The sequence below is a fragment of the Pseudomonas sp. SG20056 genome, assembly GCF_031764535.1.
In the GTDB taxonomy this organism is placed as follows: Bacteria; Pseudomonadota; Gammaproteobacteria; order Pseudomonadales; family Pseudomonadaceae; genus Aquipseudomonas.
The window spans coordinates 3597007-3616674 of record NZ_CP134499.1 but is presented as its reverse complement, the minus strand read 5'-3'; the positions used below and the strand labels follow the sequence as shown (position 1 = coordinate 3616674).

General features: G+C 61.5%; 23 protein-coding genes. 9 read left to right on the top strand and 14 right to left on the bottom strand.

The features are described 5' to 3' along the window. Window positions 1-55: 55 nt before the first annotated feature. Window positions 56-1090, bottom strand: a complete 1035-nt coding sequence (locus RHP75_RS17225) for an NAD(P)-dependent alcohol dehydrogenase (protein ID WP_311089263.1) — start codon at window positions 1088-1090, stop codon at window positions 56-58. Between the two features lie 204 nt (window positions 1091-1294). On the opposite strand from RHP75_RS17225, the gene RHP75_RS17220 reads away from it, so the two are divergent. Continuing rightward, complete coding sequence (locus RHP75_RS17220; protein WP_311091978.1) at window positions 1295-1864, top strand: pseudouridine synthase; 570 nt, start codon at window positions 1295-1297, stop codon at window positions 1862-1864. On the opposite strand, the gene RHP75_RS17215 is transcribed toward RHP75_RS17220, so the two are convergent. The 5 genes from RHP75_RS17215 to RHP75_RS17195 all read right to left on the bottom strand — a co-directional run bounded on the left by RHP75_RS17215 (window position 1865) and on the right by RHP75_RS17195 (window position 4984). Continuing rightward, entirely contained in the window at window positions 1865-2257 is a 393-nt protein-coding gene (locus tag RHP75_RS17215; protein WP_311089262.1) for a globin, read from the bottom strand. A gap of 85 nt (window positions 2258-2342) precedes the next feature. Further along, on the bottom strand, window positions 2343-2561 hold the full coding sequence (locus RHP75_RS17210) for a DUF2788 domain-containing protein (protein ID WP_090249191.1): 219 nt from the start codon (window positions 2559-2561) through the stop codon (window positions 2343-2345). Window positions 2562-2704: 143 nt separating this feature from the next. Then, window positions 2705-3184, bottom strand: coding sequence for an Lrp/AsnC family transcriptional regulator (locus RHP75_RS17205; RefSeq protein WP_090249188.1), 480 nt, complete (start codon window positions 3182-3184; stop codon window positions 2705-2707). 385 nt (window positions 3185-3569) lie between these two features. Continuing rightward, complete coding sequence (locus RHP75_RS17200; protein ID WP_374725315.1) at window positions 3570-4436, bottom strand: cation diffusion facilitator family transporter; 867 nt, start codon at window positions 4434-4436, stop codon at window positions 3570-3572. Between the two features lie 128 nt (window positions 4437-4564). Next, window positions 4565-4984: a polyribonucleotide nucleotidyltransferase gene (locus tag RHP75_RS17195; RefSeq protein WP_090249184.1), complete on the bottom strand. Its 420-nt coding sequence runs from the start codon at window positions 4982-4984 to the stop codon at window positions 4565-4567. Window positions 4985-5150: 166 nt separating this feature from the next. On the opposite strand from RHP75_RS17195, the gene hrpB reads away from it, so the two are divergent. Further along, on the top strand, window positions 5151-7685 hold the full coding sequence (gene hrpB / locus RHP75_RS17190) for an ATP-dependent helicase HrpB (RefSeq protein WP_311089261.1): 2535 nt from the start codon (window positions 5151-5153) through the stop codon (window positions 7683-7685). 145 nt (window positions 7686-7830) lie between these two features. Here the strand turns inward: hrpB and RHP75_RS17185 are convergent, their stop codons facing one another. Both RHP75_RS17185 and RHP75_RS17180 read right to left on the bottom strand, forming a co-directional pair. Then, window positions 7831-8574, bottom strand: coding sequence for a transporter substrate-binding domain-containing protein (locus RHP75_RS17185; protein ID WP_311089260.1), 744 nt, complete (start codon window positions 8572-8574; stop codon window positions 7831-7833). Between the two features lie 109 nt (window positions 8575-8683). Beyond that, window positions 8684-9775, bottom strand: coding sequence for an endonuclease/exonuclease/phosphatase family protein (locus tag RHP75_RS17180; protein ID WP_311089259.1), 1092 nt, complete (start codon window positions 9773-9775; stop codon window positions 8684-8686). A 100-nt stretch (window positions 9776-9875) separates the two neighbouring features. Between RHP75_RS17180 and RHP75_RS17175 the strand changes: the two genes are divergently transcribed. From RHP75_RS17175 to RHP75_RS17165, 3 genes are read left to right on the top strand one after another with little or no spacing between them, the layout of a single operon-like run. Next, entirely contained in the window at window positions 9876-10115 is a 240-nt protein-coding gene (locus tag RHP75_RS17175) for a CDGSH iron-sulfur domain-containing protein (protein WP_311089258.1), read from the top strand. A gap of 37 nt (window positions 10116-10152) precedes the next feature. Beyond that, entirely contained in the window at window positions 10153-10998 is an 846-nt protein-coding gene (locus RHP75_RS17170; protein ID WP_311089256.1) for an SDR family oxidoreductase, read from the top strand. After that, complete coding sequence (locus tag RHP75_RS17165; RefSeq protein WP_311089254.1) at window positions 10998-11744, top strand: transporter substrate-binding domain-containing protein; 747 nt, start codon at window positions 10998-11000, stop codon at window positions 11742-11744. The genes RHP75_RS17170 and RHP75_RS17165 overlap by 1 nt, the downstream gene beginning before the upstream one ends. An 18-nt stretch (window positions 11745-11762) precedes the next feature. Here the strand turns inward: RHP75_RS17165 and RHP75_RS17160 are convergent, their stop codons facing one another. Genes RHP75_RS17160 through RHP75_RS17150 form a run of 3 tightly spaced genes read right to left on the bottom strand, consistent with a single transcriptional unit; the run spans window position 11763 to window position 13517 of the window. Beyond that, window positions 11763-12197, bottom strand: a complete 435-nt coding sequence (locus RHP75_RS17160; protein ID WP_311089253.1) for a VOC family protein — start codon at window positions 12195-12197, stop codon at window positions 11763-11765. Between the two features lie 30 nt (window positions 12198-12227). Beyond that, window positions 12228-12890, bottom strand: coding sequence for a YciC family protein (locus RHP75_RS17155; RefSeq protein WP_311089252.1), 663 nt, complete (start codon window positions 12888-12890; stop codon window positions 12228-12230). Window positions 12891-12923: 33 nt separating this feature from the next. Continuing rightward, on the bottom strand, window positions 12924-13517 hold the full coding sequence (locus tag RHP75_RS17150; RefSeq protein ID WP_311089251.1) for a cysteine hydrolase family protein: 594 nt from the start codon (window positions 13515-13517) through the stop codon (window positions 12924-12926). Between the two features lie 90 nt (window positions 13518-13607). Between RHP75_RS17150 and RHP75_RS17145 the strand changes: the two genes are divergently transcribed. The 3 genes from RHP75_RS17145 to RHP75_RS17135 all read left to right on the top strand — a co-directional run bounded on the left by RHP75_RS17145 (window position 13608) and on the right by RHP75_RS17135 (window position 14996). Then, a complete protein-coding gene (locus tag RHP75_RS17145; protein ID WP_311089250.1) occupies window positions 13608-14087 on the top strand; it encodes an NYN domain-containing protein in 480 nt (159 codons plus the stop codon). Window positions 14088-14090: 3 nt separating this feature from the next. Beyond that, window positions 14091-14717: a 3'-5' exonuclease gene (locus tag RHP75_RS17140; RefSeq protein ID WP_311089249.1), complete on the top strand. Its 627-nt coding sequence runs from the start codon at window positions 14091-14093 to the stop codon at window positions 14715-14717. Window positions 14718-14822: 105 nt separating this feature from the next. Next, entirely contained in the window at window positions 14823-14996 is a 174-nt protein-coding gene (locus RHP75_RS17135) for a DUF6435 family protein (RefSeq protein WP_311089248.1), read from the top strand. A 64-nt stretch (window positions 14997-15060) separates the two neighbouring features. Here RHP75_RS17135 and RHP75_RS17130 read toward each other — a convergent pair whose 3' ends face one another. Further along, the gene (locus RHP75_RS17130) at window positions 15061-16026 is read right to left on the bottom strand and encodes a hypothetical protein (protein ID WP_311089247.1); all 966 of its coding nucleotides are present in this window, start codon (window positions 16024-16026) and stop codon (window positions 15061-15063) included. Window positions 16027-16160: 134 nt separating this feature from the next. Next, window positions 16161-17066 carry a GlxA family transcriptional regulator gene (locus tag RHP75_RS17125; RefSeq protein ID WP_167144274.1) on the bottom strand — a complete coding sequence of 302 codons (906 nt, stop codon included), beginning with the start codon at window positions 17064-17066 and terminating at the stop codon, window positions 16161-16163. Window positions 17067-17306: 240 nt separating this feature from the next. Here RHP75_RS17125 and RHP75_RS17120 point away from each other — a divergent pair, with 240 nt between their 5' ends. After that, window positions 17307-18443, top strand: a complete 1137-nt coding sequence (locus tag RHP75_RS17120; protein WP_233683746.1) for an acyl-CoA dehydrogenase family protein — start codon at window positions 17307-17309, stop codon at window positions 18441-18443. Between the two features lie 58 nt (window positions 18444-18501). Here the strand turns inward: RHP75_RS17120 and RHP75_RS17115 are convergent, their stop codons facing one another. Next, the gene (locus RHP75_RS17115) at window positions 18502-19539 is read right to left on the bottom strand and encodes an NADP(H)-dependent aldo-keto reductase (protein WP_311089246.1); all 1038 of its coding nucleotides are present in this window, start codon (window positions 19537-19539) and stop codon (window positions 18502-18504) included. Between the last annotated feature and the right edge of the window lie 129 nt (window positions 19540-19668).

Here is a 19668-nt window from a genome sequence, read left to right as displayed (position 1 = left end):
GTGGCTCAGCGGCGGTGAAAAAGGGGCAAATCATGCAGCTGATTTGCCCCCGCTGTCACTTGCTGGCGTCCAGCACCACTCGGTAGCGCGCTTTGCCGGCACGCAGGTGGTCAATGGCGTCGTTGACCTTGCTCATGGGGAAGTGCTCGACCTGCGGCACGATCTGGTGACGGGCGCAGAACTCCAACATGGTCGCCATATTCGCCGGTGAGCCAACCGGTGAGCCAGACAGGCTCTTCTGCTTGGGGATCAGGTTGAACACATGCACAGGTATCGCGCTGGGCACGATGCCGACAAAGTGCAGCCGGCCTTTGCCCTTCAGCGTGCCGAGCATGGCGTTCCAGTCCAGGTCGGCGCTGGCGGTGACCAGCAGGAAGTCCAGGCTGCCGGCAATGGCCTTGAGTGCCGCGCTGTCGGTCGAGGCCACCACCTTGTGTGCGCCCAGGCGTTTGGCTTCTTCCTGTTTGCTCAATGACGAGGTGAAAGCGGTGACTTCGCAGCCCCAGGCATTGAGGAAACCCAGCGCCAGGTGACCGAGGCCGCCGATACCGACCACGCCGACCTTGTCAGTCGGTTTAACGTTGAAATCCAGCAGCGGGCTAAACACCGTGGAGCCGGCGCAGAACAGTGGGCCGACCAGTGCTGGATCAAGGCCGTCAGGCAGCGCTACCGCCCAGGCCCAGTGGCTGCGCAGGCGGTCGGCGAAACCGCCGTTGCTGCCGACAATGGTTGGTTTTACCGTGCCGCAGAGTTGATGCGAGCCTTCCATGCACGAGCTGCAATGCATGCAGCTGCCCTTGTACCAGCCGATGCCGACTCGCTGGCCGAGCTTCAGGCCACGGGCCTGCGCACCGAGGCGCACCACGGTGCCGACTACTTCATGGCCGGGGATAAAGGGGTAGCGCGCATTGCCCCATTCGTTGTCGATCATCGACTGGTCGGAATGGCAGATGCCGCAGTATTCCACAGCCACTTCGACCTCTTCGGCGCCGAGCGGGCCGGGGTCATAACTGTGCGGTTCGAGGGGCGCGCCGGGGGCTTTGGCAGCCCAGCCGGTAAAGGTATCGACGACGGATTCGGACGAACTCATAACAATGGCCTCGGGACGGGAAACACAACCCATCCAGCATAGCCCGCTACGCCGCTGCAGGCTGCGCGGATCACTCAGTCTGATAGTCCAACCGTGGCCTCGGTTACACTGGCCGCCTCGTCACCTGTTACTGGATCACCTATGTCGCGCCCATCTCGCCCTGCGTCCTCTCGCCTGCACAGTGGCAAATCTGCCGTGCGCCGCGTGGCCAAGGCGCCACCCGCCGAGCCGCGTTTGCTGGTGCTGAACAAGCCGTTCGATGTGCTGACTCAATTCAATGACGAGCAGGGCCGCGCCACTCTCAAGGATTTTGTCGATGTACCCGGCGTCTATCCGGCTGGTCGGCTGGATCGTGATAGCGAAGGCTTGCTGCTGCTGACCAACGACGGCGGCCTGCAGGCACGCATCGCCGATCCCAAGCACAAGCTGGCGAAAACCTATTGGGTGCAGGTAGAGGGCGAACCGAACGACGTGCAATTGCAGCAGCTGCGCGACGGCGTGCAGTTGAATGACGGCCCAACCCTGCCGGCCGAAGCCCGATTACTGGATGAGCCGCAGTTGTGGGAGCGCACCCCGCCGGTGCGCTTTCGCAAAAGCATCCCGACGGCGTGGCTGGAGCTGGTGATTCGCGAGGGGCGCAACCGTCAGGTGCGGCGCATGACGGCGGCTGTGGGGCTGCCGACGCTGCGCCTGGTGCGCGTGCGGATCGGCCCGTTCAGTCTGGATGATTTACAGCCGGGGCAGTGGCGCGAAGTGCCGGCCCGGCTGGGTTGATCAGTAACCAGCCTTGATCACGGCGATGCCTTTATCCAGCACCTCATTCCAGGCGTTGCGGGTTTCGTTGCAGTACTGCTGATCATGCTCGCCGATGGTTTGTAGCAGCGCGTGCTGCCACAGCACATACAGCTCTGGGCGAATGTCCATGGCGGCGCGGGAGTGGCTGCAGCCCAGGGCGCGCAGCTTGGTGTCAGGCATGCCGCGGGCATGCATCACCAGGTTGAGAATGCCCTGACGCAGCAGGAGCTTTTGTCCGTTCATCTCGGTATTGGCGAACTTCTCGCGCACCTCGGGTGAGCTGGCGAGGAAGTGCCGGTAAAAGCTGTCGAAAAAATCAGGGCTGGCGCAGCAGCGGCCATAGCTCTGCATCACCCGGTCGGAAGGGGACATGAATGCTCCTGGAGGAAGGCGGAAAGGCGCATTCTAGAGCAGTTTGCTGCGGCTTGGTGTGCAGTGGTCGGTGCGGGGCAGCTTTCTAGCCGTGGATGCCGCGACTTGCTTCGATGATGTAGGTGATGACTGGTTTGGCCAGAAAGGCGAACAGGCACAGGCCCAGGCCGAGGAACAGGATGGCGGTACCCAAACGGCCGGCTTTGGAGGTTTTCGCCAGGTCCCAGATGATGAAGAACATAAACACCATCAACCCGCCGACCAGCGCGTACATCATCAACGATTCGAACTGTTCGGTTTCCATTCGGGCCTCGTGAACCTGCAGGTGCTCGGCTGGGTGCCGACCAGCGCTATGCGAGGCGCATGAAAGGAAGGCCGTCGCACAGAGGCCGCGATTATACGCACCATCGGCGGCTCTGCCAGCCGACCACTGCCAAGGTGCGGCGATCAGCCGCGCAGGTGCTGTAACGGCAGCTGAGTGCTGGAGAGAATCTGTTGCAGCACAAAGCTGGAGCGTACGCTGGAAACACCCTCGATGCGGGTCAAGGTACCCAGTAGCAGTTTCTGGTAATGATCCATGTCCGGCACCACCACCTTGAGCTGGTAGTCCGCGTCCATCCCTGTCACCAGGCAGCATTCCAGCACTTGCGGGCATTTGCGGATTTCTTCCTGAAAATGCTCAAAGCGTTCCGGGGTGTGCTTGTCCATGCCGATCAGCACGTAGGCGGTCAGCGTCAGGCCGAGCTGTTTACGGTCGAGCAGGGCGACCTGGCCGAGGATGTAGCCATCGTCTTCGAGCTGTTTGACCCGCCGCGAGCAAGGGGAGGGCGACAGGCCGATGCGTTCGGCCAGGTCCTGGTTGGACAGGGTGGCGTCGCGCTGCAATTCAGCGAGGATATTCAGGTCGTAACGATCAAGTCTGTTCATCTTTATCCTGCTTTCGTTATTCGGTTGTGCAGGATGATGCGCTTGTGGTGATTAATTGCGCAAGTGGTGGGTATTTCAGCAATGTTCGCAATCTTTCACTGCGTCGGCAGGCGTAAGCTTTACCTCAATTTCAAGGCCCGGACGACACGTCCAGCCGCCTCGCCCAATCAGGTGAGCGGTCGCCGCCGATCCAACCGGATCGTCACGGCACCCGGGTTCGCACTGCCCAACCAGGTAGGCGAAGAAAAGGCGTTACCATCGCCACAATGACGGACACGCAAAAAAGGGGAAGGCCTGCAGGCCTTCCCCTTTTTTGTGCCCGCTGTCTTCGGCTGCGCGACGCTAAACCTGGTGCCAGGCGACTCCTGTTACCTGCTCGCTACCTTCAAGAGACCGCTGCTGGCGGTGCCGCATTACTCGGGTCGGCGTGTACCAGTACCTCGGCGCGGGGGAACTCGCTGCGGATCGCCGCTTCAACCTGATCGCACAGGCCGTGGGCATGCTGCAGGCTCAACTCGCCCGGCAGCTCCACATGCAGCTGAACGAACCAGCGGGTGCCGGAGAGCCGCGTGCGCAAGTCATGCACGCCCAGCACGCCGGGCACGGCGCAGGCCAGGCTGTGCATCTGTGCGCTGATCTGCGGGTCGAGCTCCTGATCCATCAGCACGGTGGCGGCTTCGCGGACGATGCTGATGGCGCTCCAGAAGATATACAGCGCAATGCCGATACCGAAGATGGCGTCCAGCTGCGGCCAGCCGTAACTGGCCAGCAGCAATGCCAGGAGGATGCTGCTGTTGAGTAACAGGTCCGAGCGGTAGTGCAGCGAATCGGCGCGAATCGCGGTGGAGCCGGTCAGTTTCACCACATGGTTCTGAAACATCAGCAGGGCGATGGTGATTGCCAGCGACAGTAGCATCACCGCGATGCCCAAGGCCGGCGCACCAATCGGTTCGGGATTGAGTAGGCGGTCGATGGCGTGACTGCCGACTAAGATCGCGCTGGCGCCGATAAACAGCGCCTGGCCCAGGCCAGCTAGGGCTTCGGCCTTACCGTGACCGTAGCGGTGATCCTCATCGGCCGGGCGCAGGGCGTAGTGCACGGCGATCAGGTTGAGCAGCGAAGCGGCGCCATCAAGCAGCGAGTCGGTCAGCCCCGCCAGCAGGCTGACCGAGCCGCTGAGCCACCAGGCAATGGCTTTGGCCAGTGCCAGCGTAAGTGCCGCCGCCAGTGCGGCGAAGGTCGCCAGGCGCATCAGGCGGGCGTGTTGCGGTTGTATGTTCACGGGCTATCCAGAATGGGGCGAGTTCTGCCAAGGCTAGCGCTAAATAACAAAAACCCGTCGGAAAACGGGCTTTTAGTTTGGGCTTGCTGGTGCCGGGCTTAGGCTGCTGGGCGCAGACCATAGGCTGCCAGTTGCTCGGCACTGCCGCTGTGCTGAATCAGGCGCGGGTCATCAAGCGGCAGGCTGTGGCCCGTTTGCACTTCGATCAGTGCCTTGAGCTTGATCGGATCGACCTTGCCGTCAGCATCCACCACATTCTGCAGGTCTTGCGGGTCAACTTGCGAGGTCAGGCCGCCCGGTAGGTAGATCGCGCCGGTGGCGAAGTCGATACCAAAGGCGATCAGTCCTGGGATCACATAGAACAGGATGCCGATAGCGTTGAGCCCAGCGACCATGGGGTCGATGCGGCCTTCGATCTGGCCGCGGCGATCCGGGAAGAACAGGGTGCCGCAGGCGGTCAGTTGGGTGAGCAACGCGGCGACGATAAGGCCACCGATAACGCGGGTTTGGGTGCGCATTGAACATCTCCATGGAAAAAGTGGCGCAACTATACCAATGCCTGTATTGCAATGCCGCTGCGTCAGGCGCTGCCAGCGCTATTTCGCGCAGCCATACCTAACACTCAGACAGCGCCAATGCTCTACAGGTTCGCCGTTATAATCCCGCGCCTTGAATGGAGCCCGCATGAATTCCCTGCCAATCGATGTGCTGCTGCCTGAGCTGTGTCAGGCCCTTGCCCTGCGTGACGAAGCGGTGCTCGAAGCGCCGCCCGGTGCCGGCAAGACCACCCGCGTGCCGCTGGCGCTGCTGACCCAGCCCTGGCTGGCCGGGCAGACCATCATCATGCTTGAGCCTCGGCGGTTGGCGGCGCGCGCTGCGGCCGAGCGCCTGGCCAGTGAGCTGGGTGAGGCGGTGGGGGAAACCGTCGGTTATCGCATCCGCCTGGACAGCAAGGTCGGCCCGCGCACCCGTATCGAAGTGGTCACCGAAGGCATTCTGGCGCGGCGGCTGCAGGACGACCCGGCGCTGGAAGGCGTCGGTCTGGTGATCTTCGATGAATTTCATGAGCGCAGTCTGGATGCGGACCTGGCGCTGGCGCTGTGCCTGAATGGTCGAGCGATGTTTCGTGGTGCGGACTCCGGCGAACTGCCGCTCAAGGTGCTGCTGATGTCGGCAACCCTTGAAGGTGAGCGGTTGGCGGGCCTGCTCGGCGATGCGCCGGTGCTGCGCAGCGAAGGGCGGATGTTCCCCGTGGATATCCGCTGGGGCGCGCCCTGGCAGGCGGGCGAGTGGGTCGAGCCGAAAGTGCTGCAGACCATCCTGCAGGCGCTGGCCGATGAACCGGGCAGCCTGCTGGTGTTTCTACCGGGGCAGGCGGAGATTCGCCGGGTCAACGAACAACTGGCAGAGTCCCTGGCCGGGCGTCGCGACATTCTGCTCTGCCCGCTGCATGGCGAACTGGATCTTAGCGCCCAGCGCGCGGCCATCGAGCCGGCATCACCGGGCCTGCGCAAGGTGGTGCTGGCGACCAACATCGCCGAAACCAGCCTGACCATCGATGGCGTGCGGGTGGTTATTGATGCCGGTCTTGCGCGGGTACCGCGCTTTGACCCGAACAGTGGCATGACCCGCCTGGACACCCAGCGTATTTCCCGCGCCTCGGCCACTCAGCGCAGCGGGCGGGCTGGGCGCTTGCAACCGGGCGTCTGTTATCGGCTGTGGTCGCAGGCGCAGCATGAGCAATTGGCGGCCTACGGCACGGCGGAGATGCTCCAGGCCGACCTCGCCGGCCTGGCCTTGCAGCTGGTGCGCTGGGGCGTGCAGCCGGCCGAACTGGTTTGGCTTGATCCGCCGCCGGCGGCGGCCTATGCCCAGGCTTTGGAGCTATTGGAGCGGCTGGGCGCGGTGGATGCTCAAGGCAAATTGACCGCTCACGGTCAGGCCATGGCTGAACTGCCGACTCATCCGCGTATCGCCCATCTACTGCTGCGTGGTCAGGAGTTGGGTTTGGGTGCCCTCGCTTGCGACCTGGCAGCCTTGCTCGGTGAACGCGACATTCTGCGTGGCGCGGGCGCTGATCTGCACAGCCGATTGGCCTTGCTGGCGGGTGAGTCACGCGGCGCGCGCGGCAGTCAGGGCGGGGTGCAGCGCGCCCGGCAACTGGCCCGGCAGTTTCAGGGGTACCTCAAGCGCCGGCCCAGCCCGCAGGCAGTCAGCGATCCCGAGCATCCGCGCTGGCTGGGCGCGTTGCTGGCGTTTGCCTACCCGGATCGCATCGCTCAGCAGCGGCGTGACGGCGGCGCGGAATACCGTTTGGCCAACGGCCGGGCGGCGCTGTTTACCGAAGTCGATGGCCTGATGAAACACAGCTGGCTGGTGGTGGCGGATCTGGGCAGCCGCCAGGGGCAGCGTGAAGAGCGCATCTACCTGGCCGCTGAGCTGGAACCAAAGCTATTCGAGGGGGTGCTGGCTGAGCAGGTCAGCAACCTGGACGTGCTGGATTGGGATGAACGCGAAGGCGCCCTGCGCGCCGAACGCCAGCGCAAGGTCGGTGAGCTGGTGTTGTCGCGAGAGCCGCTGACCGGGCTCGATGCGCAACAGCGCAGTCGCGCCATGCTCGGCCTGGTACGGCGCAAGGGCCTGGCGCTGCTGCCCTGGACGCCGGAGTTACGCCAATGGCAGGCGCGGGTGGCGTTGCTGCGCACGCTGGACTTGGCCAGCAAAGACGCCAGTGAATGGCCGGATGTCAGTGATGCTGCCTTGCTGGCGACGCTGGAGAGCTGGCTGCAGCCCTATCTGGATAACGTCACCCGGCTCAGCCATTTCGCCAACCTGGATTTACCCAGCCTGCTGCTCAATCTGCTGCCCTGGCCGCTGCCGCAACGTCTGGATGAGTTGGCGCCACGCAGCGTGCAGGTGCCTTCTGGTTCGCGCATCAGTCTGGATTACAGCGAGCAGCCGCCGGTGTTGGCGGTGCGTTTACAGGAGCTGTTCGGTCTGGCCGATACGCCACGCATTGCCGGCGGTCGCCAGGTGGTCAAGTTGCACCTGCTGTCGCCGGCGAGGCGGCCAGTGCAGGTGACTCAGGATCTGGCCAACTTCTGGCGCAGCACCTATGCCGAGGTGAAGAAAGACCTCAAGGGCAGGTACCCGAAACACTACTGGCCGGATGATCCGCTGATCGCCGAGCCCACCGCGCGGGCCAAGCCGCGTAAGTAGGCTGAGAACCTACTTACGATCTTGCGAGCTAGAGTCCTGCAAGGCGAAAACAGGCGAGGAAGCGGAGTGTACGAGCTGTACACGAGCATTCCGAGCCTGTTTTTAACGTAGCGGGGCCGACGCGCAGCAGATTGAAAGCAGGTTCTTAAGGCAGGCGCAGGTCTTCGCCAGCAGCCTGCAGCTCGGCATAGGCACGATCCAGTGCATCGCGCAGGGCTTCAGCGCCGGGGGCTTTATTGGACACAATCAGCTTCAGCGGGATGCGCTGCAGCTCCACATACGGCAGCTCGTACATGCCCAGGCGTCTGCGTGCCTGTTCTACCGGCGTTTGGTAGTCGAGCAGAAAATCCCCGCGGCGGCGCTGGAGCATTTCCAGGGCGGCGGTATGGGTGCCAGTGCGGTGTTGCTCTACGGCGAGCTGCGGGTCATTGAGCATTTCGTTGACCGGCTGCCAGTAGGTGTAGCCGCTGATCATGATCACCCCACGGCCTTTGAGGTCGTCGGGCAGGCGCGGCATCAGGGTGTCCCGGCGGAAATACAGGTTGAGCACGATCTCGCCCAGCAGGGTATTGGTTTCCAGGGTGTGTGCGCGCAGTTCGATTTTGCCCGGTGCGCCTGGCCAGACCTGCACGCTGCCATCCTGCAGGGCGTTGTACAGTCGCGCGCTAGGGTAGGAACGCAGTTGGGGGCGGTAGCCCGCATGCTCCAGCAGGCGCTTGCTCAGCTGCAGCATGGCGCCCGTCGAGCGGCCCTGACTGTCGGTGTAGGAATAGGGGGGGAATTCGTAATAACCCACCTGCACCAATGGTCGCTGATCATCGGCGGGAGCGGCGAGGCTGGTGCTGCAGTACAGGGCTGCAGCCAGCGCGAGGAAAAGGAATCGTGGCATCAAATGGGTACGTACTGCGGCTATCTGCCGTCTTTTCGTTATAAAAGTGTCACATTGGGCGAGCATGGCTAACTGCCAGCAGTTTTGTCCAGTGGCTTGCTGAAAAAGCTTAGTCGAGCGTCGGCAGCAGCAGGCGGGCGAGCACCGGCAGGTGGTCGGAAATGCCTAGGCTGTCGTGCTGGCGTACCTGGCTGTCGAGTAGCGTCAGCTGTGGGCTGTGAAACAGGTAGTCGAGGGTACGATCCGGGCCGGTCACTGCTGGATCGTTGGGGTAATGGGTATACCAGCGCGCCTGTTCATCACCGTTGGCCTGCTCCAGGCTGGGCACCATCGGGTAGCGTTCAGCCAGTTGCTGCAGTTCACTGGCAGGGCTGTACCAGCTGCGTTGGTTCTCGGGCAGATGTTGGTACTGGCCGGGCGGCAGCAGATTGAAGTCGCCGCCAATGAGCCAGGGTATGCCGTCGGCCTGCAGTTGGTCGAGCAGGCTGCTGGTCATGGCCACCTGGCGCTGCATGGTGTCATTGCCCTGGGCGAAGGCATCCAGATGAGTGTTGATGGCGACCAGTTCGCCACCGCCACGCACGGGCAGGTGACTGACCAAGAGGGCACGCTTGAGGTTGAACTGGCGGCTGATCAGGTTAGCGGGCATCAGCGGCAGTTGCAGGCGTTCGGCACGGGCGATCTGAAAGCGGCTGAGGGTGCCCAGTTGCATGCCGACACTGCCGAGAATCTGCGGATGCGGCACAAATGCGGCCTTCCAGTAATAGGCCTGGCTGCTGCATGGATAGAGGTCGCTCAGGCGCTCGTGCAGTAGCGCCAACTGGTTCTGGTAATCGGTGGCCTTGGCGCCGTTGTGCAGCTCCTGCAGCAGCACGATATCGGGCTGTTCATCACGCAGGATGCGGGCAACTTCATCCAGGGTGAACGCGAGGTCTTCTGCGCTGGGGCGCTTGTCGGGACCGCTGTCGTCCGCCAGGTCATACCAGAACACATAGCGTTTGCCGGCCAGGTATTGGATGTTCCAGGTCATGACTTTCAGGGCTTGGCCCGGTTGCAGCTGTGGCGCGCTGGTCTGGCAGCTCACCGGGGCGGCTTCGCGGGCGGCTGGGTGCCAGGTCAGGCTGTAGATCAGCGCGGTCAGCACGCAGAGCAGGCTGGCCAGGCTAAGCAGGGAGAGGCGCAGAAGTCGGGGCAGGGGCATAAACAGGCTCGCCGGCGGGTGGACTATGCTGAGGGAGCATACCGGAGAAGCGTGGTGATGCCGATGTTGCGGCGCCTTACCGGGTGCTCCAGGAGGTCATATGAATAGCCCAACGATTGCCCAACGTAGCCCCTATACGGTTGCGGTCACTGCCGGCAACGACTACTTCTGGTGCCGCTGCGGACTGAGTGCCGCACAGCCTTTCTGTGACGGCAAGCATAAAGGCAGCGGTTTTACCCCACTCAAGTATCACGCCGACGAGGATGCCACCCTGTACTTCTGTGGCTGCAAACACACCCAGACACCGCCCTGTTGCGATGGCAGCCATAACAGGTTGTAGTAACAGCTGTTTGCAGTAACAGGGTCGGAGACAGGTTATGTACCGCAAGGTGTTCGCCAACAAGGTATTCGACCGTAAGGTTGTGGTGATTACGGGCGGCTGCGCCGGTATTGGCCGGGCGCTGGCGATGCGCTTGGCGCAGGCGGGGGCGCGGCTGGTGATTTTCGATTTGCAACAGCAGGCGCTCGACAGCCTGGTGCAGCACCTGGCCGATCACCACAACGCCGAGGCCCTCGGTGTGCTTTGCGATGTGGCCGATGCCGCGGCAGTTGAGCGAGCGATGGCGCTGACCGTCGAACGCTTTGGCGGTATCGATGTGCTGGTCAACAACGCGGGTATTACCCATCGCAGCAGTTTTGCCGACACCGAACTGGCGGTGTTTCAGCGGATCATGGCGGTCAACTATTTTGGCGCACTGCACTGCACCAAGGCCGCACTGCCGAGCCTGATCGCTCGCAGTGGGCAGATCATCGTGCTCAGCTCGCTGTCAGGCTTTGCGCCGCTGCTGTATCGCAGCGCCTACAACTCCAGCAAGCATGCCCTGCATGGGTTGTTTGAAACCCTGCGCTACGAGCTGAAAGGCTCCGGGGTCAATGTGATGCTGGTGTGCCCCGGCTTTACCGCCACCGACCTGCGCAAGAATGCCCTGGTTGGCGATGGCTCGGTGGCCGCGCAGCCGCCCCTGGCGATGGGCAAGGTGGCCTCGCCACAGGATGTCGCCGAGGCGATCTACCATGGCGCCTTGAAGCGTCGTCGGCTGCTGGTGCTGTCGAATGTCGACTGGCGCGCGCGGGTGCTGGCGCGGTTTTTCCCGCGGGTATTCGAGCGGGTGCTGTTGCCGCGTCTGTCCGGCTTGAAGCCGCAGCGTGCAGGACGTTCCTGATGCGTCGCGCATGGCTTGCTCTGCTGCTGTTGCTCGGTGCGCCGCTGCAGGCCGAGGAGCCGCCTGCGCTGTTGGTGATGACTGATATCTGGCCGCCGTTTCGTATGCAGGAGGGCGATGGCGCGCTGAGCGGGTTGGATATCGACTTGCTCGATCAGCTCAGCCAGCGCACCGGGCTGCGCTTCGAGGTGCAGCGCGCACCTTGGGCGCGTGGCCTGGCGGCGCTGCAGAACGGCAAGGCCGACTTGATGACCGGGCTGGCGAAAACCCCTGAGCGGGAAAGCTATATCCATTACCTGCCGCAGCCGTACTACGCCTGTGCGCCGCGCTTTTATGCAGCGCCCGCGCAGGCCAAGGCGCTGCAGAGCTATAGCCAGTTGGCCAGTCTGACGATTGGCCATGTGCTGGAGTCTGCGTACTTCGAACCGTTCGACTCAGATCAGCAACTGCGCAAAACCGCGGTCAATACGGAAAACCAGTTGCTGGAAATGCTGGTGCGTGGCCGCCTGCAAGCGGTGATCGGCACCGATTGCCAGGTCGACTATGAGTTGCGTGATGCGCGCTGGAATGGCCGTATCGCCAAGGCGGTGTTTCAGCCCGAGGCGCGTACCGATTTGTATATCGGCTTCTCTCGCCAGCGCGCCTTGCAGGCAGAATATCAGCAGGTAAGCGAGGCCTTGGCGCAGATGCAGGCCGAAGGCTGGATCGCCAAGACGGCGCAGCGTTATCAGTCCGCCGCGCCCTGAGCTTCACCGCCTCAGCCATCAGTGCTCGTGTGGCTCGATATATACCTCGTAGATCATTTCCAGATCCCAGAATGCCGCCTCGATCTTGTGCCCATCCAGATCGCGGACAAAGCAGCCGTAATAGGGCTCGCCATATTCTGCGCGGGGGCCGGGGGCGCCTTCGTCGCTGGCCCCAGCTTCCAGTGCTGCCTGGTAGAAATCGTGCACGGCGGCCCTGTTCAACGCGACAAAGCCAAAGTGGCTGCCATTGCCGATGCTTGCCGGTTTACCGTTGATTGGCGTCTGTACCCAGAACTCCGGGTATTCGCGGCCATAGGCGACTGCGCCAGGGTGGGCGAGTACGCGCTTGCAGCCGAGGGTGGCGAGAACCTGATCGTAGAAGGCGGTGGCCTTGTCGAATTGATTGGTGCCGATGGAGATATGCGAAAGGATGCTTGGGTTGGCGTCAGCCATGGCTCTGTCCTCCTTGGGTGTCGCTGGCGTTCACTCGACTTCGGGCTGGGCGCTGCGCAGCATAAATAGACGAAACAGCACTACGCTTGAGAATAGTTGTAAAAAGCGACTTGCGCAGTCCAGCAGTAGGCTGGTCAGGGCGTTGTCGGCCAAGACCTCGTTGGAGTGACTCCAGCCGTCGAGCAGCCACAGCGGCAGCATGACAATCAGGATGCAACCGAGCATGGGCCAGAAGTAACCGCTGCTCAGTTGGAAGCTCTCGTGCAGCGCCTTCATCGGGCTCAGACCGCGCAACACCAGCAGGTACTCGGCAAACGCCAGTTTGACCATCAGCCAGATTCCCGGCAGCACGAACAGCGAAGCGCCGAGCAGAATCACCAACGTATTGAGGCCCGCCAGCAGAGCGAAACTTGGCCACAGCCGTAGGCTGGCGGCCAGCAGATCGCGGGCGCGCGGCTGCAGGCCTTGGCTGCGTGCATCGAGAAACAGAATCAGCGCTGCGCTATATAACGGGTAGAACAGCAAACCGGCGAGCAGGCGCCAGAGGGTGGCGGATTCAGCGGCCACCAGGTTGGTGACCTGTTGCAGCAACAAGCCTTCGAGCACGATCAACGGCAGGCACAGGCGGGCAATCGCCGCCAGGTTGTGGCTGAAGAAATACCAGGAGTCGCGCAAAGCGGAGAGCATATTCATGGGGCTGGTCGTACTCAAATTCAGGCTCGCACTCTAGCTAATCCTGCTTGTCGCACCCAGTAACGCGGCAAACAGATCGGTGCTGGTAAGTACCTCGGCATACTCATCGCGCAAGTTCGCCATGGCCATGGCGTGCACCTCATCGGCACTGCGTAGCTGTCCGTAATAGTCGCTCTTGGCGAAGGTGTAGCAGGCATCCACCACCACTTGGGTGATAAAGCCCAGATTGCTGGCGCTGCGTGCGGTGGCTTCGACTGAGTTCTCACTGGCCACCCCGACTATGACCAGGCGGCGGATCGCGCGAGCATGTAGCCAGCGCTCAAGGCCGCTATGGGTAAATGCGTCGGTGACGTTCTTTTCGAACACCTGCTCGGTTGCCCGTGGTGCCAATGCCGGTTGAAAGAGGGCGCCACTTTGCCCCGGGGCAAACTCCGAGTCGGTCTGACGGGAAATATGGCGGATATGCACCAGCGGCAGGTCCGCACTGCGCCAGTACTCCAGCAGCTGAGCGATGCAAGCTTCGGCGCCAGGATTGTTACGCGGTGTATGGACGCGCTGGATGCCTTGCTGCATATCGATAATCAGCAGTGCTGGGGTCTCTGGCGTATTGGCGGGGCTTGGATGCATTTCGACCGTCCATGGCTGTTGGCTGGCATACTGCGCGCTGACTTTAACCTGAGGGCTTTCTGCCCGTCAGCCGCATGATGAGGATTACCGGTGAAGAAGATCGCCGTATTCGCCGATGTACAGAACCTCTATTACACCGTGCGCCAGGCCTATGGTTGTCACTTCAACTACGCCGCGCTGTGGGCCGATATCAGTCAGCATGGGCAGATTGTTGAAGCCTACGCTTACGCCATTGATCGCGGTGACCAGAAGCAGCAGCAGTTTCAGCAGATCCTGCGCAACCTCGGTTTTACCGTGAAGCTCAAACCCTTTATCCAGCGCAGCGATGGTTCGGCCAAGGGTGATTGGGATGTCGGCATCACCATCGATATCATGGACGCCGCGCCGCGCGTCGATGAAGTGGTGCTGGCCTCTGGTGATGGCGACTTCGATCTGCTGCTGGACAAGATTCGCAGCAGCCATGGCGTCGATGCCGTGGCCTATGGCGTGCCTGGGCTGACCGCGCAATCACTGGTGCGTGCCGCCAGTCGCTACGTGCCGATCGACGGCGCACTGCTGCTGAGAAACTGATTGATGCTTGCCGACTCCATCGCGGTACTCGACTTTGAAACCACTGGCATGTCGCCGGCCCAGCAGGCGCGTGCCACCGAAATCGGTGTAGTGATCGTCGAGGGTGGGCAGATCGTCGCGCGCTACCAGAGCCTGATGAACAGCGGCGCCTGGGTGCCGCCGTTTATCGAACAGCTCACCGGTATCAGCAACGCCATGCTGCGCACCGCTCCGCCTGCCGCGCAGGTGATGCAGGAAGTGGCAGAGTTTGTTGGTGATCGTCCGCTGCTGGCGCATAACGCCAGTTTTGATCAGAAGTTCTGGGATGCCGAACTTGCGCTGATTCGCCGTCAGCGTGTGCAGCCATTTGCTTGTTCCTTGCTGCTGTCACGCAGACTGCTGCCCATGGCGCCGAGCCATAAGCTGGGCAATCTCAATCAGTGGATCGGCCTGCCTGATACCGGCAAGGCGCACCGGGCGCTGGCCGATGCCGAGATGGCGGCCAATCTGACCTGCTTTATGGCGGCGCTGTTGCGCGAGCGCCACGGCATTGCCGAGATATCCCATGAGCTGCTGTGCAATCTGCAGCGGGTGCCGGCGGCGAAGATGTCGCTGGCGTTGCAGAAAATCCGCGATCACGCATTTGGCTGAAGGCGCTTTATCAGCTTGTTACATCTGCGATCCAAGCTAAGCGCCTGCCTGAATTAAGCTGGGCAGGCACCTATTCGGTGCTCTTTGTCGACAGAGGCACGCAGTATGTTCGGTTTGTTTAAAAGCGATCCCGCCAAGAAACTCCGCAAGCAATACAGTGCCAAGTTGGAAGAGGCGATGCAGGCGCAACGCAATGGTGATATCCGCAGTTATTCCATGCTGACGGAAGAAGCGCAGGCGTTGTGGGCACAGTTGGAGTCATTGGAGCGGGCCAAGTAGCAAGTTGCCAATGCAAGAATGAAAAAGGCTGCCATCCGGCAGCCTTTTTGCGCTTCAGCGGGACTTAGTTCTGCGCCAGCTTCTGCTCGTGTTGGGCGAGCATCCTCTGCGCGTGGGCCACTTCCAGGGCCTCCATGGCGTTGATCGGTTTGATCGCCACTGCGCGCTTGAGGTGTTGTAGGGCTTTGGCCTGTTCGTCGTCGCCGTACACGTAGGTCAGAGCGTTGGCGTATTCGTAGTGGCCGATCGGCAGGTTGTCCTGGGCCTTGAAGCTGCGGCTGAAGTACTTCTCCATATTGTCGGCGCTGACCCCGTAGGTCATGCGGCCGACCATCTTGCCGACCTTGCGGATCACTCCGGCTTCATAGCCACCATAGAGGGCGAGGGCGAAGGGTTGGTTCGGCTGTTTGGCCAGCAGCGCCTTGAGTTCATCGGGGATCTGCGAGGTGTAGCCGCGCTTGAGCACCACCGGCACCGACAGTTCTTCGCCCAGGCGTGCCTTGGCGTAGACGCGGCCGAATTGCGCGACGGTGTCGGCCTGGATCAGCTCGCCGGCCTGGTCGGTGTAGCTGATCACTTCTTCCAGCAACTTATGTTTCTCGGCTTGGTCGGGTACCAGGAACATGGCGTAGATCACCTGGGCGAACATGGCTGGAATTTGTCCGCCAACCCCCAGAGCCAGGCCTTGCTTCTTCGCCTCAGCAAAGTCACCGCGGAACATCAGGCGCCAGACATCCTGCAGTTTGGCGGCATAGACCTCGGCTTCTTCCGGCTTGCCGGTAAAGCCGGTATTGGCCAGTACGGTTTTCTCCAATGCCTGCGGATGAGTGGTGGCCATGGTTACCACCCAGTCGGCGTCGGGAAAGGGGTAGTCGGCGCCGAAACCACGGGTCAGTTGCGGCCAGGCCTGGCGCAGCTTGTCACCTGAATAGTCGTAGGCGCTTTGGTCGTAGGGGAAGGGTTTCCAGTTGTCGGCAGCGACTGCGCTGAAGCTGCAGGCGGCAAGTAAGGCAATAAGTGTGCGGCGCATGGCGATGACCTGATTGTTGTTGTAGGAGTCCCGCAAGGGATGCGCCGATCATAGAGCGCTACTTCCCGCGCCCCACCCATCCAAGGATGAGTTGCGCGGGTTTTCAGTGTGTCCGCTGCCCGCCGTGGCCAGCCTTAAGCATGGCTGTCCTTGTGCTGGAATTGCCGGCGGTACTGGTTGGGTGACAGTTCCGTGTGCTGACGAAACAGGCGGGCGAAGAAGCTGGCATCGTCGTAACCCACTTCGTAGCTGATGGTCTTGATGCTCTTGCGGGTGGCGCTGAGCAGGCCCTTGGCGGTTTCGATGCGCAGGCGCTGCAGGTAATGCAGCGGTTTATCGCCGGTAGCGGTCTGGAAGCGGCGCATAAAGTTGCGGATGCTCATGCCGTGCTCGCGGGCGACATCTTCGAAGCGGAACTTGTCGGCGAAGTGATCTTCCAGCCATTGCTGGATCTGCAGGATGGTCATGTCGTGGTGCAGCTTCTGCCCGCCAAAGCCGATGCGGCCGGGGGCGTAGTTGCGTTGCACTTCATAAAGAATGTCGCGGGCCACACCCTGGGCCACGCTGGCGCCGCAGAAGCGTTCGATCAAGTAGATATACAGGTCACAGGCGGAGGTCACACCGCCGGCGCAATACAGGTTGTCAGCGTCCGACAGGTGTTTTTCCTGGTTTAGCAGTACCTTGGGGAAGCGCTCGGCAAACTCGTTGAAGAAGCGCCAATAGGTGGTCGCTTCCTTACCGTCGAGTAGGCCGGCCTGGGCCATCCAGAACACCCCGGTGGCTTCGCCGCAGATTGCGCTGCCGGCGGCATGACGCTGTTTCAGCCAGCTGAGCACTTGCGGGTGGCGCTGGCACAGGGCGTCGAAGTCATCCCAGAAGGCTGGCAGGATGATCACGTCGGCATCTGCCAGTGCGCCGTCGACCGGGATCAGCACATCACTGAAGCTGCGCACGGGCTTGCCGTCCGGGCTGACTAGATGGATTTCAAAGGTCGGTGTCAGGCCTCGGCCCTGCTGTTTGCCGTAGCGCAGGCTGGCCATGTGAAAGAAGTCTTTGGCCTGCATCAGGGTCGAGGCAAACACACCCTCGGTTGCAAGAATGCTGACGCGGTGCAGCGGCGCTGGTGACGGATTCGGCATATATATTGTTCTTATTAAGGCTAAGTGGTCATGAGCTGGCTGGATCGTCTTATTTTTTGGCGCTTGTGTCCAGTGTGACCAAGCGTTTGCTTGGCTAAAGTCGAGACCACTTTAAAACCGCCCCATCAAGCAGGTGTTGCCATGATTCCCAGAACGATTTTCAGCTCCGAACACGAACAGTTTCGCGACAGCGTGCGCAAGTTCCTTGAGCAGGAAGCCGTGCCTTTTCACCATCAGTGGGAGAAGGATGGCCACATCGATCGTGCGCTGTGGAACAAAGCGGGAGAGGCGGGGATGCTCTGCTCGCATATCCCGGAAGAGTACGGCGGTATGTCGGCAGACTTCCTCTATAGCACTGTGGTGATCGAGGAGGTTGGGCGTCTGGGGCTGACCGGCATCGGCTTCTCGCTGCACTCGGATATCGTTGCACCTTACATCCTGCATTACGGCAGCGAAGCGCAGAAGCAGCACTACCTGCCCAAGCTGGTGTCCGGTGAAATGGTCACTGCCATCGCCATGACCGAACCGGGTGCCGGTTCCGACCTGCAGGGAGTAAAAACCACCGCCGTGCTGGATGGTGACGAGTATGTGATCAACGGTTCGAAGACTTTCATCACCAACGGCTTTCTTGCCGACCTGGTGATCGTGGTGGCCAAGACCGATCCGAAAGCCGGGGCTAAAGGCACCAGCCTGTTTCTGGTCGAGGCCAACACCCCAGGTTTCTCCAAGGGCAAGCGTCTGGAGAAAGTCGGTATGAAGGCTCAGGACACCTCCGAGCTGTTCTTCCAGGATGTGCGCGTGCCCAAGGAAAACCTGCTGGGTCAGGCCGGTATGGGCTTCGCCTATCTGATGCAGGAGCTGCCGCAGGAACGTCTGACCGTTGGTATTGGTGCTCTGGCGTCAGCCGAGGCGGCGCTCAAGTGGACGCTCGAATACACCCGCGAGCGCAAGGCCTTCGGCAAGGCAATTGGTGACTTTCAGAATACCCGCTTCAAATTGGCCGAGATGGCCACAGAGATTCAGGTGGGTCGGGTGTTTGTTGATCGCTGCCTGGAATTGCACCTCAATAAGAAGCTGGATGTGCCGACCGCTGCGATGCTCAAGTACTGGGGTACAGACCTGCAGTGCAAGGTGCTGGATGAGTGTGTGCAGCTGCATGGTGGCTACGGCTATATGTGGGAATACCCGGTGGCGCGTGCCTGGGCCGATGCGCGGGTGCAGCGCATCTACGCTGGCACCAACGAGATCATGAAAGAGATCATCGCCCGCTCGCTGTGATCGAGCGCTGAGTAAAAAGCCCGGCTATTGCCGGGCTTTTTTATGTCGATGGTATTGGTTAGGGGGCAGGGTTGGGCTGGGCTTTGTGAATCGCCTCGATGCCAGCCAGTACCTCGGCGGAGAGTGTCAGTTCGCTGCTGGCCAGGTTGCTGTCCAGCTGCTCCAGGCTGGTCGCGCCAATGATATTGCTGGTGACGAAGGGGTGCGCGGTGACAAAGGCCAGGGCCATCTGCGCGGGATCAAGACCATGCTCGCGCGCCAGGGCGACGTAACGTGCGCAAGCACTTTCAGACTCCGGGTTGGTGTAGCGAGCAAAGCGGCTAAACAGGCTGATGCGCGCATTGGCGGGGCGTGCGCCGTTTGCGTACTTACCGCTGAGCATGCCGAAGGCCAGGGGCGAGTAGGCGAGCAGGCCGCATTGTTCGCGAATTGCCACTTCCGCCAGGCCAACCTCGAAGCTGCGGTTGAGCAGGTTGTAGGGGTTTTGGATCGAGACTGCACGCGGCCAGCCGCGTTGCTCGGCCAGTTGCAGGAATTTCATGGCGCCCCAAGGCGTTTCATTGGACAGGCCAATATGGCGGATCTTGCCGGCCTTGACCTGCTCGTCCAAGGCTTCCAGGGTTTCTTCCAGTGGCGTGAAATCGCTGTCCTGGTGGCGATAACCTAGCTGGCCGAAATAATTGGTTGGGCGTTCCGGCCAGTGCAGCTGGTATAGGTCAATCCAGTCGGTTTGCAGGCGCTTGAGGCTGGCATCCAGTGCCGCAACGATATGCGCACGGTTGTGTTTGAGCTGACCGTCGCGGATATAGCCGATGCCATTGCCAGGGCCGGCGATCTTGCTGGCCAGCACCCAATCGGCACGATCACCGCGCTGCTTGAAGTAGTCACCGATGATTTGTTCGGTCTTGCTGTAGGTTTCGGCGCGTGGCGGTACTGGGTACATCTCGGCGGTATCGATGAAGTTCACCCCGTAGGCCTTGGCGCGTTCGATCTGGGCGATGCCTTCGCTGGCGCTATTCTGCTCACCCCAGGTCATGGTGCCCAGGCACAGGCTGCTGACCTTGAGATCAGTGCGGCCGAGTTGACGGTAATCCATTGCTAGCTCCTTGAGAAAAACGGGTTGGCATAATCGTGTTGAAATTCTCCGCGCAATCTGCATAATTGCGCACCTCTTTCTGCAGTGGAAGTGATGCGCCGCCTGCCGAAGAATCTTGCCGTATTACGG

Excerpts from the sequence above, each read along its gene's own strand:
- RHP75_RS17225 (WP_311089263.1), bottom strand. The coding sequence starts at position 1,090 with ATGAGTTCGTCCGAATCCGTCGTCGATACCTTTACCGGCTGGGCTGCC.
- RHP75_RS17215 (WP_311089262.1), bottom strand. The coding sequence starts at position 2,257 with ATGTCCCCTTCCGACCGGGTGATGCAGAGCTATGGCCGCTGCTGCGCC.
- RHP75_RS17210 (WP_090249191.1), bottom strand. The coding sequence starts at position 2,561 with ATGGAAACCGAACAGTTCGAATCGTTGATGATGTACGCGCTGGTCGGC.
- RHP75_RS17205 (WP_090249188.1), bottom strand. The coding sequence starts at position 3,184 with ATGAACAGACTTGATCGTTACGACCTGAATATCCTCGCTGAATTGCAG.
- RHP75_RS17200 (WP_374725315.1), bottom strand. The coding sequence starts at position 4,436 with ATGCGCCTGGCGACCTTCGCCGCACTGGCGGCGGCACTTACGCTGGCA.
- RHP75_RS17195 (WP_090249184.1), bottom strand. The coding sequence starts at position 4,984 with ATGCGCACCCAAACCCGCGTTATCGGTGGCCTTATCGTCGCCGCGTTG.
- hrpB (WP_311089261.1), top strand. The coding sequence starts at position 5,151 with ATGAATTCCCTGCCAATCGATGTGCTGCTGCCTGAGCTGTGTCAGGCC.
- RHP75_RS17185 (WP_311089260.1), bottom strand. The coding sequence starts at position 8,574 with ATGCCACGATTCCTTTTCCTCGCGCTGGCTGCAGCCCTGTACTGCAGC.
- RHP75_RS17180 (WP_311089259.1), bottom strand. The coding sequence starts at position 9,775 with ATGCCCCTGCCCCGACTTCTGCGCCTCTCCCTGCTTAGCCTGGCCAGC.
- RHP75_RS17175 (WP_311089258.1), top strand. The coding sequence starts at position 9,876 with ATGAATAGCCCAACGATTGCCCAACGTAGCCCCTATACGGTTGCGGTC.
- RHP75_RS17170 (WP_311089256.1), top strand. The coding sequence starts at position 10,153 with ATGTACCGCAAGGTGTTCGCCAACAAGGTATTCGACCGTAAGGTTGTG.
- RHP75_RS17165 (WP_311089254.1), top strand. The coding sequence starts at position 10,998 with ATGCGTCGCGCATGGCTTGCTCTGCTGCTGTTGCTCGGTGCGCCGCTG.
- RHP75_RS17160 (WP_311089253.1), bottom strand. The coding sequence starts at position 12,197 with ATGGCTGACGCCAACCCAAGCATCCTTTCGCATATCTCCATCGGCACC.
- RHP75_RS17155 (WP_311089252.1), bottom strand. The coding sequence starts at position 12,890 with ATGAATATGCTCTCCGCTTTGCGCGACTCCTGGTATTTCTTCAGCCAC.
- RHP75_RS17150 (WP_311089251.1), bottom strand. The coding sequence starts at position 13,517 with ATGCATCCAAGCCCCGCCAATACGCCAGAGACCCCAGCACTGCTGATT.
- RHP75_RS17140 (WP_311089249.1), top strand. The coding sequence starts at position 14,091 with ATGCTTGCCGACTCCATCGCGGTACTCGACTTTGAAACCACTGGCATG.
- RHP75_RS17135 (WP_311089248.1), top strand. The coding sequence starts at position 14,823 with ATGTTCGGTTTGTTTAAAAGCGATCCCGCCAAGAAACTCCGCAAGCAA.
- RHP75_RS17130 (WP_311089247.1), bottom strand. The coding sequence starts at position 16,026 with ATGCGCCGCACACTTATTGCCTTACTTGCCGCCTGCAGCTTCAGCGCA.
- RHP75_RS17125 (WP_167144274.1), bottom strand. The coding sequence starts at position 17,066 with ATGGCCAGCCTGCGCTACGGCAAACAGCAGGGCCGAGGCCTGACACCG.
- RHP75_RS17120 (WP_233683746.1), top strand. The coding sequence starts at position 17,307 with ATGATTCCCAGAACGATTTTCAGCTCCGAACACGAACAGTTTCGCGAC.
- RHP75_RS17115 (WP_311089246.1), bottom strand. The coding sequence starts at position 19,539 with ATGGATTACCGTCAACTCGGCCGCACTGATCTCAAGGTCAGCAGCCTG.